At 44.3% G+C, this 14,521-nt stretch carries 13 protein-coding genes and 1 riboswitch; all 13 genes read right to left on the bottom strand.

Annotated elements, in window-relative coordinates:
- Nucleotides 1-4: 4 nt before the first annotated feature.
- The 13 genes from H8B06_RS03515 to H8B06_RS03455 all read right to left on the bottom strand — a co-directional run bounded on the left by H8B06_RS03515 (nt 5) and on the right by H8B06_RS03455 (nt 14,504).
- Nucleotides 5-2,539 carry a DUF5686 and carboxypeptidase-like regulatory domain-containing protein gene (locus H8B06_RS03515; protein ID WP_190992921.1) on the bottom strand — a complete coding sequence of 845 codons (2,535 nt, stop codon included), beginning with the start codon at nt 2,537-2,539 and terminating at the stop codon, nt 5-7.
- A 111-nt stretch (nt 2,540-2,650) separates the two neighbouring features.
- A complete protein-coding gene (locus H8B06_RS03510) occupies nt 2,651-2,917 on the bottom strand; it encodes a 5-oxoprolinase (RefSeq protein ID WP_190992920.1) in 267 nt (88 codons plus the stop codon).
- A gap of 52 nt (nt 2,918-2,969) precedes the next feature.
- A riboswitch (SAM-I-IV-variant riboswitch) is annotated at nt 2,970-3,065 on the bottom strand.
- An 89-nt stretch (nt 3,066-3,154) separates the two neighbouring features.
- On the bottom strand, nt 3,155-4,537 hold the full coding sequence (locus H8B06_RS03505; RefSeq protein ID WP_190992919.1) for an NADH-quinone oxidoreductase subunit N: 1,383 nt from the start codon (nt 4,535-4,537) through the stop codon (nt 3,155-3,157).
- A gap of 19 nt (nt 4,538-4,556) precedes the next feature.
- Nucleotides 4,557-6,002 (bottom strand): complex I subunit 4 family protein, encoded by a 1,446-nt coding sequence (locus tag H8B06_RS03500; protein ID WP_190992918.1) that lies wholly within the window; start codon nt 6,000-6,002, stop codon nt 4,557-4,559.
- Nucleotides 6,003-6,017: 15 nt separating this feature from the next.
- Nucleotides 6,018-7,937, bottom strand: a complete 1,920-nt coding sequence (nuoL, locus tag H8B06_RS03495; protein WP_190992917.1) for an NADH-quinone oxidoreductase subunit L — start codon at nt 7,935-7,937, stop codon at nt 6,018-6,020.
- Nucleotides 7,938-7,968: 31 nt separating this feature from the next.
- Entirely contained in the window at nt 7,969-8,298 is a 330-nt protein-coding gene (nuoK, locus tag H8B06_RS03490) for an NADH-quinone oxidoreductase subunit NuoK (protein WP_130142591.1), read from the bottom strand.
- Complete coding sequence (locus tag H8B06_RS03485) at nt 8,298-8,804, bottom strand: NADH-quinone oxidoreductase subunit J family protein (RefSeq protein WP_190992916.1); 507 nt, start codon at nt 8,802-8,804, stop codon at nt 8,298-8,300. The genes nuoK and H8B06_RS03485 overlap by 1 nt, the downstream gene beginning before the upstream one ends.
- A 1-nt stretch (nt 8,805) precedes the next feature.
- A complete protein-coding gene (locus H8B06_RS03480) occupies nt 8,806-9,330 on the bottom strand; it encodes a NuoI/complex I 23 kDa subunit family protein (RefSeq protein ID WP_190992915.1) in 525 nt (174 codons plus the stop codon).
- Between the two features lie 4 nt (nt 9,331-9,334).
- A complete protein-coding gene (nuoH, locus tag H8B06_RS03475; protein WP_190992914.1) occupies nt 9,335-10,372 on the bottom strand; it encodes an NADH-quinone oxidoreductase subunit NuoH in 1,038 nt (345 codons plus the stop codon).
- 13 nt (nt 10,373-10,385) lie between these two features.
- Nucleotides 10,386-11,396: a 2Fe-2S iron-sulfur cluster-binding protein gene (locus tag H8B06_RS03470; RefSeq protein ID WP_130142595.1), complete on the bottom strand. Its 1,011-nt coding sequence runs from the start codon at nt 11,394-11,396 to the stop codon at nt 10,386-10,388.
- A gap of 12 nt (nt 11,397-11,408) precedes the next feature.
- Nucleotides 11,409-12,749 (bottom strand): NADH-quinone oxidoreductase subunit NuoF, encoded by a 1,341-nt coding sequence (nuoF, locus tag H8B06_RS03465; protein WP_190992913.1) that lies wholly within the window; start codon nt 12,747-12,749, stop codon nt 11,409-11,411.
- Nucleotides 12,750-12,751: 2 nt separating this feature from the next.
- Nucleotides 12,752-13,276, bottom strand: coding sequence for an NADH-quinone oxidoreductase subunit NuoE family protein (locus H8B06_RS03460; protein ID WP_190992912.1), 525 nt, complete (start codon nt 13,274-13,276; stop codon nt 12,752-12,754).
- Nucleotides 13,269-14,504, bottom strand: a complete 1,236-nt coding sequence (locus tag H8B06_RS03455) for an NADH-quinone oxidoreductase subunit D (protein WP_190992911.1) — start codon at nt 14,502-14,504, stop codon at nt 13,269-13,271. Before H8B06_RS03455 ends, H8B06_RS03460 begins: the two co-directional genes overlap by 8 nt.
- Nucleotides 14,505-14,521: the final 17 nt, after the last annotated feature.

Genomic DNA, 14,521 nt, shown 5'->3' with positions numbered 1-14,521 from the left:
CACATTAGAAATTTAAATGAAGGCTTACCCGATACCTGTCTTTATCGACGTTTGGTAATCCTGTATAGTTTAACCGACGTATATACTCAACGCGCAGCAGACGAAAAATATTATCAATGCCCACTTTTCCCTCCCAATAGGGCACCTTGTTATCAAATACGTGCGTCATGATATGGCCATCCGCATCGGTATCAAAATGGACTACGTCCTTACTAATATACGGATTATTCGCATCGCTCAACCTTCCATAAAACATCTTCCCACCCCAAATCTCCCGGAGCTTAAGTTTCTTGATCAGGGGAATTTTATTCAAAATAAACCCTTCCAATTGATGTTCAAATGCCAAGCGGATATACGCGTCGGCGACAAACTCCATACTACGCATCATCGAAAAATCAATTTCATGGCGGGTATCCTCGTCACGGAACACATTTGGCATTTCCAGCAACGGATAGGGAAGGGTACCCCAGATTTTCCCACCACTCCATGTCATATCTGCAAAACCGAGTTGATTTAAGAAAAAACGTTTTGACACCGAACCACGCACCGCATTAAAAGTATAATCCCCACTCCAAAATCCCTTTAACCCGCGATTATATTGTAACGTAAAAACGGGATACTTTTCGATAATTGTATTGCGTGTCAAGTTACGATAGTAGAATTTCTCTTTTGGTGCCCATCGCAGTATAAATTCCAACTCATTGGTGTTTATATTGGGTATATTGTAGGGTTCGTCGCCCGACGAAATAAATTGTAAATCCCCTATTGCACGCCTACGATGATGGATAAACGAGCTTTGCAGGCTCACATGGTTGCCAAATTCTATCAAGTGTTTAAGTTGATACGCATACGTGTCCATCCATTTCGTGGGGCGGTTGCTTCGTATAGACTGAAAAAAACTGTCTCCTTTTTTAAAACCGAGCATCCTACCGGGATCGAAAATATCATGCTGCACCGCCACTTGTAAGTAGTGCGCCGGAAACGTAGCGACTGATTTGCCATTGAGGGAAAATGTCGGTCGTACGAAATATTTCACCTCGCCATCTTGTGTCCCATAGGCTAAATACCCCTCGATAAAGACCTTATCCGAAAATCCTAATGTCGTTCGCCCACTCAGCCGTATCCGGTTACCCTCGATATTATTCCGCGAATACAGATATTCTAATGGTCCAAATTCTACTGGTCCCGCCGGATAGAACCCTTGTGCCAGCAGATAGCCGGCAGCAAGCATCGTCCGAAACGTACGGTTATCGTTCAAAGAATCTACATTTGCATATACCTTATTTTCCACCGTCGATAACGGCACCGGCCGCTGCTGTTGAACCAGAACTTCATCGTCTTTTGCTGTTTTCAACACCTCTGTAGGAGCTCCTTTAAAAACATCGTCCGAGAAAGAGGGAGCAAAGTCATAGGCAAAATTATGCGTCGTCTTCCGACCATATACTGCATCGCTTCGGTTTGTACCGAACATAATATCCACATCACTGCGAACCAAGAACATATACCCTTCTGCATTCGGACGAAATTGCAAGTCAATCGTTATATCATTTACCCAATTCAGATTCGCTTCCTTGTTTGCCCGTAAGGTAGCCCCCTGCACCGCAAACCGTCCATCTGTTGTTATCCGTAATTTACCACTAAGTAACAGGTCCGTTTTATTTCTCGGTTCAAAGTTTAATTCAATCAAACGGCCATCATCGGTATCAATCGTGTCCGCAATATAATATTTATAAAAAACTGGCGCATTGTTCGCTATCGGACTGAGAAATAATTTATTGATCAGGAATATATTTTCATCATAAATCTCTACATCCTGAAAGAGATAGGATAAATACGATTGGATATTGTGGTTGTTCACATATCGATCGTCAAAATCCGTTTGTTTGATTGATTTTACCCGCTTTTTAAACGCCTTAGGGTCATTTTTGGAATAGACATCACTAAGCTGCTCCTGCATAAAAATCGTAAGCAGTTTATTCCCTGGCGATGTCAGTGTATCCACATTGTCGAAAAAAAAGCTTAAGCTTCCCATCCGCCTGTTATACTGTTCCGACGGATTTACAAGTCCAAATTGCAGTTTGTCATATTGCTGAAAAGATAACTTGGGTTGATTTTCCAAGCGATTAGAGCGTTTGTGTTTAATGACTTGGTGAATAAGATCGACGGCAGGATTTCGATTTCGATATTTTTGCCGACGGGAGATCTCCACCGCGTCAATAAGCTGCTTATCACCTTCCATCGCAATATGTAAATGCTGCTGAAGGGAATCAACACGTATGATCAGCTCTTTATAGCCAACAGCAGACACTACAAGTTGTAGCGGAAACGGACTCGTTGTTGTTAAGAAAAATTGCCCTGAAGCATCACAGGATGTTCCATCCGCCGTCTCCCGCACTTGTATACTCGCCTGCGGAACGCCTTTCCCTGTTACATCATCGACAACTGTTCCACTTATTTTTTGTTGAGCCACGACATGCTGTACAGCCACGCCAAGAGTAAATATCAATATCAACAATTTCAACAAGCTTATTCTCCTCATATTCAAAATGGCTCCGCATAAAGATACAATTTGTACAATAAGATTAAAATGAAATTGATTTTTTTATAATGAGGAGACTTCGTTGGCGTTTTTTATACTACATAGTTTGTCTTATTCCGGTAGCGGAATTAATACATTGTTCTCGGTTAGTGCCACAGGCACAATCTGTATCGTCGTAAAGCCATCGTTACGATGAATAATAGCCGATAAATCTACTCCCTTTTTGGATAGCGTATTTAAGACTGCTGTACGAAAAGTACTTCGGCTTGTTCCCCACCGGCCGGATACAAGCTCATTATTAAGTTGAACCAATTCTTCAGCACTATAGTCCTGAAATTGTTTAATGAGATGATGGTAAAGTTCGTTTCTTGTGTCCATACAATTTAGAATTAAAGTGTTTAACCATAAATTGTATTCAGAAAATCGGGAAGACGACGTTTTATTTTGGACGATGCCCGTATTATCTTTCCACCGTGGTGACTACACTCGGTTGGCATTGCATGACTTGCAATTCTGAATACTCTACAAATATAGTAGACTTTTTTTATTTTACACAAAAAATAAAAAAATTGTCCCCATCCATCATATACAGAAATTATAAGTAACTATTCGTGACTATAGAAATCCCAAAATACTATCGGGATAGATACCAATGATCAGTGTCAATACAGCCGCACCAACCAATACAATCTTATAGCTGGCGGGTACATGTTGCTCCATTACGTCCTCTTCTGCTTTGCGGAAATACATATTCACCACTACATGCAAGTAATAATATACCCCGACAGCCGCATTAATAACAGCAAGGATAAGCAGTGTAATGTTATAGGATCCCATTACATTATTGAATAGCATAAATTTTCCCATAAAACCTGCCGTCAAAGGGATACCGGCAAGAGAAAGCATCGCAATAGTCAACACGAGGGCCAACATGGGCTCTCTTTTTGCCAAGCCGTTAAATGATTCAAAGTTCTCCGAGCCGGTGCTACGTTTCACCAAAATAAGCACACCGAAAGCAATTACCGAAGCCAACGAATATGCCGCGGCGTACACGAGCATACCCGATGCCGACATCGCACCAATGGATACGATAGCGAACAGCATATAACCTGCATGTGAAATACTCGAATAGGCCATCATCCGCTTAAAGCTAGACTGGAGCAATGCCGTGATATTTCCCACGAATAGCGTAACAATGATAATCGTAAGCAATACCGGTGTCCAAAAATCATGCAACGGAATCAACACCGTGCTGAACAACCGTAAGAATCCGACAAAAGAAGCAACCTTTACGACCGTACTCATAAAGCTGGTGATCAATATCGGTGCTCCATCATATACGTCCGGCGTCCAGAAGTGGAAAGGAGCCGCACCAACTTTAAAGCACAAGCCACAAAGCAATAGCAATACGCCACCGTAAAATAAAGGAGAAATCTCGGACGATGTTTGTACATAGGCTTGTAACGCCGTTAAATCAAATGTGCCGGAAGCACCGTACAGGAGCGTGATCCCGAAAAGGAGAAAACCAGTCGAAAATGCACCCATCAAGAAATATTTAAGGGCAGCTTCATTCGAAGCAAGGTCCGTTTTCCGGATTCCCACAAGGATATACAAGGCCACAGACATCACCTCGATACCGATGAACAACATGGCAAAATTATGGTAGGAGTTGACCAACAATGCCCCCAGCAACGAAAAGATAATCAAACAAAAATATTCCGAAAGATAGGTACTGATATTCTTAAAATATTCTTTAGAAAGCAGCATAACCAACCCCGTAATTACCACACACAGGATCGAAAAAGACAACGCTAAGCGATCAAAAATCACCATTCCGTGAAATTGTGGCAACGCTTCGTTGTTCCATCCTGATACCAGAAACCCCAGTGTCACGACTAATCCCAGCAAGGTTACAGGTAGCAACGCATTCTTCGCTTTAAATAAGCCAAGATACAGCACCACTATCCCTAAAACACACAATGTAATAATTGCCCCCATAATATTCTACAATCGCTAATTAAAATTTAATTTGATCCAATAAGTTCATTACCGACGCCTCTGAAAGCTGTAAAATCGCTTTCGGCCATACCCCTAAAAATAGGGTGAAAAATACGATAACCACCAACACCAATACTTCATATCCTTTGATGTCCAACACACTTGTATAACGGTCTGGCAAAGCACCCAACATTGATTTCTGATACAAGCGCAACATATATACCGCGCCCAAAATCAAGGTCAGTCCCCCAAATACGGCATACCATACACCATAATTAAATACGCCTTTCAACAGCAGAAATTCCCCGATAAAGCCGTTCGTTAACGGCAAGCCTACTGCACCCATCAGAATAATAAGAAATACCGTTGCCAAACGAGGTGCCTTACTGGCTATCCCTCCCCACTCTGCAAGTGTACGCGTTCCTGTCCGTTCCTGTAAGATATCCATAATAAAAAATAATCCCACCACGCTCAATCCATGGTTCACCATCTGGATAATAGCCCCCTGTAATCCTTCCGTATTCCAAGAGAAGACACCCGCAGAGATAAGTCCGACGTGCGCAATCGAAGAATACGCAATCAAACGTTTAGCATCCTGCTGTTTAAAAGCGATGATAGAAGCGTATACGATGCCAATAACACAGAGTACCATGACCACCTGGCTGTAAGCCAATGCGCCGAGCGGAGCGACAGGCAATAACCAACGAATCAATCCGTATACTCCCATTTTAAGCATGATACCCGCCAATAGCATCGTTCCAGCTGCAGGCGCATGTGTATACGTATCGGGTTGCCAGGTATGGAAGGGAAAAATCGGGATCTTGATAGCAAACGCCAGGAAGAATGCCCAGAATATCCAGCGTTGTGTCGATTCAGACAAGTCCAAGGCCACAAACGATGTCCATTCAAAGCTCGGTGTTGCACTTTGGTTGTATAGATAAATCAGCGCCACCAACATCAACAAGCTTCCAAAAAACGTATAGATAAAGAATTTAAGGTTAATGCGAATACGATCACCATCCCCCCACAGGGCACAGATAAAATAAATAGGGATTAAGGCTACTTCCCATCCGACATAGAACGTGAAAGCATCCAATGCCAGGAATACAAGCAATAGCCCCGCCTGCATAAACGAAATCAATGCGAAAAAATTCCCTTTATGTGCTTTTCTAAACGAAGACAGCACAATAAGCGGAATCAACCCATTGGTCAACAATAGCATAGGTAGACTGATACCATCTAAACCTATATGAAACTGAATTCCCAACGACTCCACCCACATCCAACGTTGTTCGAATTGTATACTCGCGTCCGGTATAAACCCACACAGAAAAGGGATGGAAAGCCCCAATTCAAGCAGCGCAGCCAATAGTGCCATCCACTTTGCCCGTACCGCATCCCTCACAAAACATAATACTATTGCCGAAATAACAGGTACTAATAGTAATATAAATAGGTTACTCATTGTTTAATTGTCTGTCTAAATATTAAATACCGCGTAAAGCATAATCGCTATCACACTGATCACCATCATCATAATATAAAACCCGACATGACCACTTTGCCATTGCCTTACGCCTTTTCCGGCTCCGATAAAAAAGTCGCCCACCCCATTCACAAATCCATCAATCCCCAACCGATCTACATATTTATAAAAGCCAACCGATAATTTATGTAAAGGTTGTACGATAAGCGCATCATAAAATTCATCCACATATAACTTGCGATAGGAAAGCTTATGCAATCCTTTTGATGCTTGCGTATCAGCAGCCGGAAGAGTGTCTTTTTTCACATACCGATTGTAAGCCACAAACGCCATAATCAACGCACCACCGGCGGATATTCCCATCAACAGATACTCCGTACTATGGCTTAAAGTCAACGCTTCCGCATGTACACTTCCCGCTTCAAAAATCGGCGCCAGAAATGCCGCTAAACTATGATGCCCACCCAATGCCTCCGGAATATTGATAAAACCACCAATTACAGATAACACCGCCAAAACAATCAGCGGCAATGTCATTTGCCAAGGTGATTCATGTAGATGTTGTTTCTGTTCTTCCGTTCCCCGAAACTTTCCGAAGAATGTCAAATATAACAAACGGAAGATATAGAACGCCGTGCATAGAGCGGTGAGGAAGCCGATGGCCCACAAAACAGGCTGATGCTGAAACGCATGTGCCAATATCTCATCTTTAGAGAAGAATCCGGCAAACGGTGGAATTCCACTAATCGCAATTGTTCCGATAAACATCGTGATAAACGTGACAGGCAGCGCTTTTCTTAAACCACCCATCTGGCGCATATCCTGCTCATCGTGCATGGCGTGGATGACCGATCCTGCTCCAAGAAACAGCAATGCTTTAAAAAACGCGTGCGTCAGAACATGAAAAAAAGCCCCGGTGAACGCACCTACCCCGAGGCCCAGAAACATGTATCCCAGTTGAGATACCGTAGAATATGCCAATACCTTTTTAATATCGGTTTGCGTAATCGCTATAAACGCGGCCAACAATGCTGTTGCCAAACCGACAACGGCCATGATCTCCATCGTCACCGGAGAAAGCGTAAACAAGATGTTCGAACGAACGACCATATAGATACCTGCCGTCACCATGGTTGCCGCGTGGATCAATGCCGACACCGGTGTAGGCCCCGCCATCGCATCCGGTAACCAGGTAAACAACGGAATCTGTGCAGATTTACCCGTTGCCGCTACAAATAACAAGAGCGTAATGACGAGTAGTATGGAACTTCCGACGGGCATGCTTGCCGCAGCGGCGAATACCGTTCCGTATTCTAAACTACCAAAGGTTTCCAGAATAAAGAACATCGCGATAAGAAAGCCCAAATCTCCGATACGGTTCATGACGAAAGCTTTCTTCGCAGCCGAAGCGTAAGAGGCATTTTTGAACCAGAAACCGATCAACAAGTAAGAACAAAGTCCCACACCTTCCCATCCGATGAACATAACCAGGTAATTAGAACCCAGCACGAGGATGGTCATGAAGAAGATGAACAGATTGAGATAGGCAAAGAATTTTCCAAATCCAGCATCGCCGGCCATATAGCTGCAGGAATACAGGTGAATCAAAAACCCTACACCTGTAATAATCAAGAGCATAATAGCACTCAGCGGATCCGCCAGAAAAGAAAGCGCGACCTGCAGTTTGCCTACTGTAAACCAGTCGAAGAGATGCACATATATTTCTCCGGAAGCACCGGTTTCACGCGCCGCCGCGACTTCAAAGTAAACCAACAAGCTTAACACAAAAGAAGCGAGCACCACGCCACAGCCCACAATAGCCGTAACCGCTTTCGGCACACGATTACCCATTAAGCCGTTTATTACAAAACCTATAAAAGGTATCAATGGGATCAGCCAAATTAATTCAGACATATAGTTTCTTAGTAAAAATTCTTTTATTCAATTACCAACGCAATTTACTCAACGATTCAATATCCACCGATTTCGTGTTACGGTACACCATGATGATAATCGCAAGCCCCACAGCCACCTCTGCTGCCGCCAATGCCATGATGAAAAACACGAACACCTGACCTGTTGGATCGCCCCGATAGGCCGAAAAAGCCGCCAACAATAAATTGACTGCATTCAGCATCAATTCGATGGACATCATGATAATGATCACGTTCCGACGGATAAGTACGCCCGTAACACCGATAGCGAAAATGATACTACAAAAAATGATGTAGTGGTTGAGTGGAACACCCTGAATCTGCGTTACAATATTCTCCATTATGCTTTTTTAATCTCTTTAACTTCCTTTTTTGCCAACAATACCGCTCCGATCATCGCTATCAACAATAAAATTGCCGAAATCTCAAAAGGTAGCAAAAACTCGTTAAACAACACATTACCCAAATGTTTCACGAGCCCTATATCCGTATTGCCCGTTACGATCTCATGGGATGGTTCGATAACACGCAGCGCCCCTAAGAGTGTCGCAAACAAACACATTCCTGCTATAACCCCCATAATCTTGACCAAATTAGACTTCATGGGTTCCGTATCCCCATTAAGATTCAGCAACATGAGCACAAATAAAAAGAGCACCATAATTGCGCCCATATATACGATAAAATTGACGACCGCCAGAAATTGCGCGTTCAATAGAATATAATGAACCGTCAGCGTAAAAAACGTCACCACCAAATACAGCACGCTGTGCACCGGATTTTTGGTGAAGATCGTCATCAGCGCGAAAAAAATAGCAACAAAGGCAACAAAATAAAATAGGGACATGCTAGTTCGTTTTTTCCGGGTTTAGTTTCGTAATATCAAATACAGGCTCGACTAATTTGTCTTTCCCGTAAATAAAGTCCTTTCTTACATAATCCGCCGTCACATGTGGACCATCCAGATAGATCGCTTCTTTCGGACAAGCCTCTTCACACAGGCCACAAAAAATACAACGCAGCATATTGATTTCATATACCGCCGCGTATTTCTCCTCGCGATACAGATTCTCCTCCTCTTTTGTCCGTTCTGCGGCAATCATCGTAATAGCCTCCGCCGGACAAGAAAGCGCACAAAGCCCACAGGCCGTGCAACGCTCACGTCCTTCCTCGTCGCGCTTCAGCGAATGCAGTCCCCGGAAATTCTTCGAATAAGGTCGTTGCTCCTCTGGATATTTCACCGTCGGAATCTTCTTGAAAAAATGTCGTATCGTAATGCCTAACCCCTTCACGATAGCGGGCAGATACATCCGCTCCCAAAAATTCATGGGTTTCTGCTCGATAACTTTCTTTCTATTTGATAAAGATTGCATAGTCTTAAAAATAAGTATCCTTCACCACGATCACCACTGCTGTCAAGACAATATTTGCTATCGCCAGCGGAATCAATATCTTCCACCCCAGCCCCATCAGCTGATCATAGCGGAAGCGGGGCAGTGTCCAACGTACCCACATGAAGAAAAAGATAAATCCAAATATTTTAAGGAAGAATACCAATACACCAATAATGGTGATCCAATTCTGTGCTAGCCCTAATTCGTACATGAACGGGAAGTTATATCCCCCAAAATACAAGGCGGCCATTAATGCCGAAGAAACAAACATATTGATGTACTCGGAAAACATATAAAGACCGAGTTTCATCGATGAATATTCGGTATGGTACCCTCCGATCAGCTCCGTTTCACACTCTGGCAAGTCAAACGGTACACGATTACATTCTGCAAATGCACACACCATGAAAATTAAGAAGCCCAACGGCTGTACCCAAATATTCCAATTTACAAAACCCGACTGCTGCGCGACGATTTCTCCCATAGATAACGTCCCGCTTACCATCAACAAGGCGATAATGGAAAGCCCCATCGGAATTTCATAGCTAATACTCTGCGACGCCGCACGGATAGCGCCCATTAACGAAAATTTATTGTTTGACGCCCATCCACCCAACATAATACCATAAACCCCCAAGGCAACAACACCAAAGATATAAAGTACGCCCACATTGATGTCGGCCACCTGCAAGACCACGTCACGTCCGCCGATGGTTAGTGTCTGCCCCCAAGGAATGACAGCCGAACTGATACAGGCCGTGATAATGGCCAAGGTGGGGCCCAGTATAAACAACGGTTTATGTGCTCCTGCCGGGATAATCTCTTCTTTAAAAAAGAACTTACCACCATCACAAAGCGGTTGCAAAATCCCGCCAAATCCCGCCCGGTTGGGCCCGTGACGATCCTGCATAAAGCCAGCAATTTTACGCTCCGCCAAGGTTGAGTACATTGCTATAACCAAGGAGATCGTGAAAACAATCACCACCAAAATCAATTTTTCTAAAATAAAAACTCCTTCCATGTGTTTCCTTTGCTTATTTTAAACGTTCTGTCCTTGCCAGCTGCTCCTCATTTGCTTCCTGCAACTGCAGGTTCTTTTTGATCACCGGTGGTGGATTGAATACATCATAGTGATTAGCATCGATGACCGATTGCTTGCTAATTGGCGCAGGTTCTTCCAATACCCAGTCAGCCGTTTTCTTTTTCTCAAAACGACAGGTGTCACAGATAAACTCTTCCACCTCGTTATATTCGTCTTTGCGCGCCGTTACACGCAAAACTTCCTCTCCTTTATACCACAGCGTAACCTTACCAGAGCAGGTAGGGCAATCACGATGTGCATCTACCGGCTTAGTAAACCAAACACGGTTTTTAAAGCGGAATGTTTTATCGGTCAATGCACCTACCGGGCATACGTCTATGACGTTTCCGATAAAATCATTGTCCAGTGCATTCTCGATAAAAGTAGATATTTCTGCGTGGTCACCACGATTGATGACCCCATGTTCACGTTTCCCCGTCAGCTGATCCGCCACGAATACACAACGATAGCATAAAATACAGCGGTTCATGTGTAGTTTTATCTTATCGCCAATATCGATAGGCTCAAACGTGCGTCGTTTAAATTCATACCGTGTCTGTGCCACACCGTGCTCATAACTGAGATCCTGCAATTTACATTCCCCTGCTTGGTCACAAACCGGACAATCCAATGGGTGGTTAATCAATAACATCTCCACCACGCCTTTACGCGCCTCTAGTACATCCGGCGACGTGATATTCTGCACTTCCATCCCGTCCATAACGGTCGTCCTACAGGATGCTACCAATTTCGGCATCGGACGCGGGTCTTTCTCTGATCCTTTGGATACCTTAACCAAGCATGTACGGCATTTTCCACCGCTATCCTCCAATTTCGAGTAATAGCACATAGCAGGAGGCACAATGTCCCCGCCGATCTGACGCGCCGCGTTCAATATCGTCGTTCCCGGTGCCACTTCCACCGGAATCCCATCTATCGTTACCTTAAATTTTTCGTCTGCCATTTGTCTATTTCTTTAACTCTCCACTGCTTCACTCACCAACCCATAATTCCTTGTCTGTGCTTCTTCCGGGTGTAAAATATGCCATTCAAATTCATCCCGGAAATGCCGTATGGCACTTGCTACCGGCCAGGCCGAAGCATCTCCTAACGGGCAGATGGTATTCCCATCGATTTTCTGCTGGATATCCCACAACAGGTCAATATCCGACATATCGCCATGTCCGTACTCGATTTTGTGCAAAACTTTTTCCATCCAGCCGGTTCCTTCTCTACAAGGCGAACATTGCCCACAGCTTTCGTGATGGTAAAACCGTGTATAGTTCAACGTATTGCGCACGATACATTGATCCTCGTCAAACGCAATGAAACCACCCGAGCCCATCGCAGTGCCCGTTACAAAACCGCCGTCTGCCAACGATTCATATGTCATTAACCGAGGTTCTCCTTTTGCTGTTTTCAGGGCCAGGTGGGTCGGCAGAATCGGCACCGATGAACCACCGGCAACCACCGCTTTCAGGCGTTTACCATTCGCTATACCACCACAATATTCCTCGGAATAGATAAACTCTTCCATGGGCAAGCCCATTTCAATTTCATATACTCCCGGACGCACCAGGTTACCCGAAGCCGATATTAATTTCGTACCTGTACTGCGCTCAATCCCGATCTTTGCATATTCTTCTCCACCGTCATTCACAATGGGTACGGTAGCAGCAATCGATTCTACGTTGTTAACCACGGTAGGACAACCATATAAACCAGCTACTGCCGGAAAAGGAGGTTTAATGCGCGGATTGCCTCGTTCACCTTCAAGCGATTCCAGCAACGCCGTCTCTTCTCCACAAATATAAGCGCCTCCACCCGGTTGAACATGTATTTCTAAATCGTAGCCTGTTCCTAGTATATTTTTGCCCAGAAAACCCGCTGCTTTCGCCTCCGCAATCGCTTTTTCTACGATACGAATCTGGGGCATCATTTCACCCCTAATATAGATATACGAGGTATGCGCGCCCAATGCATAACTGGAAACAATCATGCCTTCTACTAAAGCATGTGGAATATGGGTCATCAGATATCTATCCTTAAATGTACCGGGTTCCGATTCATCCCCATTGCAGACCAAATAACGTGGAACACCCTCCGGTTTCGCCAAAAAACCCCACTTCATCCCTGTCGGGAATCCCGCACCACCACGTCCGCGTAGCCCAGACTTCTTTACTTCCTCTACCACATCGTCCGGCGACATGGTCTTGAGTGCCTTTTCTACCGCACGATAGCCTCCCTTTTGACGATAAACCTCAAAAGTATTGATCCCAGGAACATCGATATGTGCCAACAATAACTTACGTGCCATACTTATTTCGTTTGTGCTTTTTGCTTCAATTCATCAATCAACTGATCTACCTTTTCTTCCGTCAGGTTTTCATAAAACGTATACTCCGGACCGATCTGTAATACGGGGGCATAACCACAGGCAGCAAGACACTCCACACCCCTCCATGAGAATAAACCATCCGCAGTTACCTCTCCCTCTTTAACACCCAGTTTATCTTCCATATGCTGCATAATACGTTCAGCACCAACTAAACAACAAGGACCTGTACGGCAAACCTCCAACACATATTTACCTTTGGGCTGCAGAAAGAACATCGTATAAAACGTAGCAACCTCATACACCTCTATCGACCGTATATCCAGATAAGCCGCAACCTTGTCCATTGCGTCTACACTCAACCAACCATATTCAGCCTGCACCAAGTGTAAGATAGGCAGAAGTGCTGATTTCTGTCTACCTTCCGGATAGCGCGCGACCACTTCTGCAAACTTTTCCAACAAAGGCGTGCTAAATTCCACGATCTTATTTTCTTTAACACTAAGCATCTAATTCTCCTGCAATAACGTTTAAACTACTCATATTGATAATCGCGTCAGAGATAAGCATCCCACTACTCATAGGTGCAAACATCTGGTAATTGACGAAAGAAGGTCTTCTAAAATGCAAGCGGTAAGGCGTTCGCCCCCCATCGTGGATAAGATAAAAACCCAACTCACCATTTGCGCCCTCTACAGCATGATAAACCTCCGATTTCGGCGTCTCCCACTCGCCCATCACAATCTTAAAATGGTAAATCAACGCTTCCATATTGGTATATACCTGCTCCTTAGGCGGCAAATAAAAATCCGGCACATCGGCATGGAATACCCCTGCAGGTTCTTTTTTAATCTTTTCCAACGCTTGTTCAATGATACGCAGCGACTGCCACATCTCATCGTTGCGCACCATAAAACGATCGTATACATCGCCGTTGGTTCCTACCGGAACATCAAACTCAAATTCTTCATACGACGAATAGGGCGCCGTCGCCCGCACGTCGTAATCCACACCTGTGGCACGCAGAATAGGTCCCGACCAGCTATAGCTTAAAGCCGTTTCCGGTGTAACAGCCGCTACACCCGATGTACGCTCGATAAATATCCGGTTACGGACAAATAAGTTTTCAAATTCTTTCAATACCGGTGGGAAACGTTTGAGAAATTCTTCGATTTTACGAAAAGCAATCTCATTAAAATCACGCTCGAAACCACCGATACGCCCAATATTGGTCGTGAGGCGCGCCCCACAAATTTCTTCATAAATTTCGTATATAAATTCCCGTTCCTGCATCACGTAGAGGAAGCCCGAGAAAGCTCCCGTATCCACACCTAAGATGCCGTTACAAATGATATGGTCAGCAATACGTGCCAGTTCCATCACAATAACCCGCATATACTGCACGCGTTTCGGCAGCTCAATGTCCAGCAATTTTTCCACCGTCATGTGCCAACCCATATTATTTATCGGAGATGAACAATAGTTCAGCCTGTCCGTCAATGGTGTTATTTGGTAGAAAGGACGGTGTTCCGCAATTTTTTCAAAAGCACGGTGTATATAACCTATGGTAGAGACACCACTCACAATACGTTCCCCGTCAATCTGTACCACGTTCTGGAAAACACCATGCGTGGCCGGGTGCGTGGGCCCGATATTGAGCGTAATCAACTCATCTTGTGGGTCATTGTCAAAAAAGACAGCGGCATTCGGTGTTATCTTGGTTATCGGTTTACTCATTTTTACTCTCCTCTAGG

The organism is Sphingobacterium micropteri (genome assembly GCF_014692515.1).
Taxonomy (GTDB): domain Bacteria; phylum Bacteroidota; class Bacteroidia; order Sphingobacteriales; family Sphingobacteriaceae; genus Sphingobacterium; species Sphingobacterium micropteri.
The sequence above is the reverse complement of the archived record's forward strand: the minus strand, read 5'-3'. Positions and strand labels throughout refer to the sequence as shown.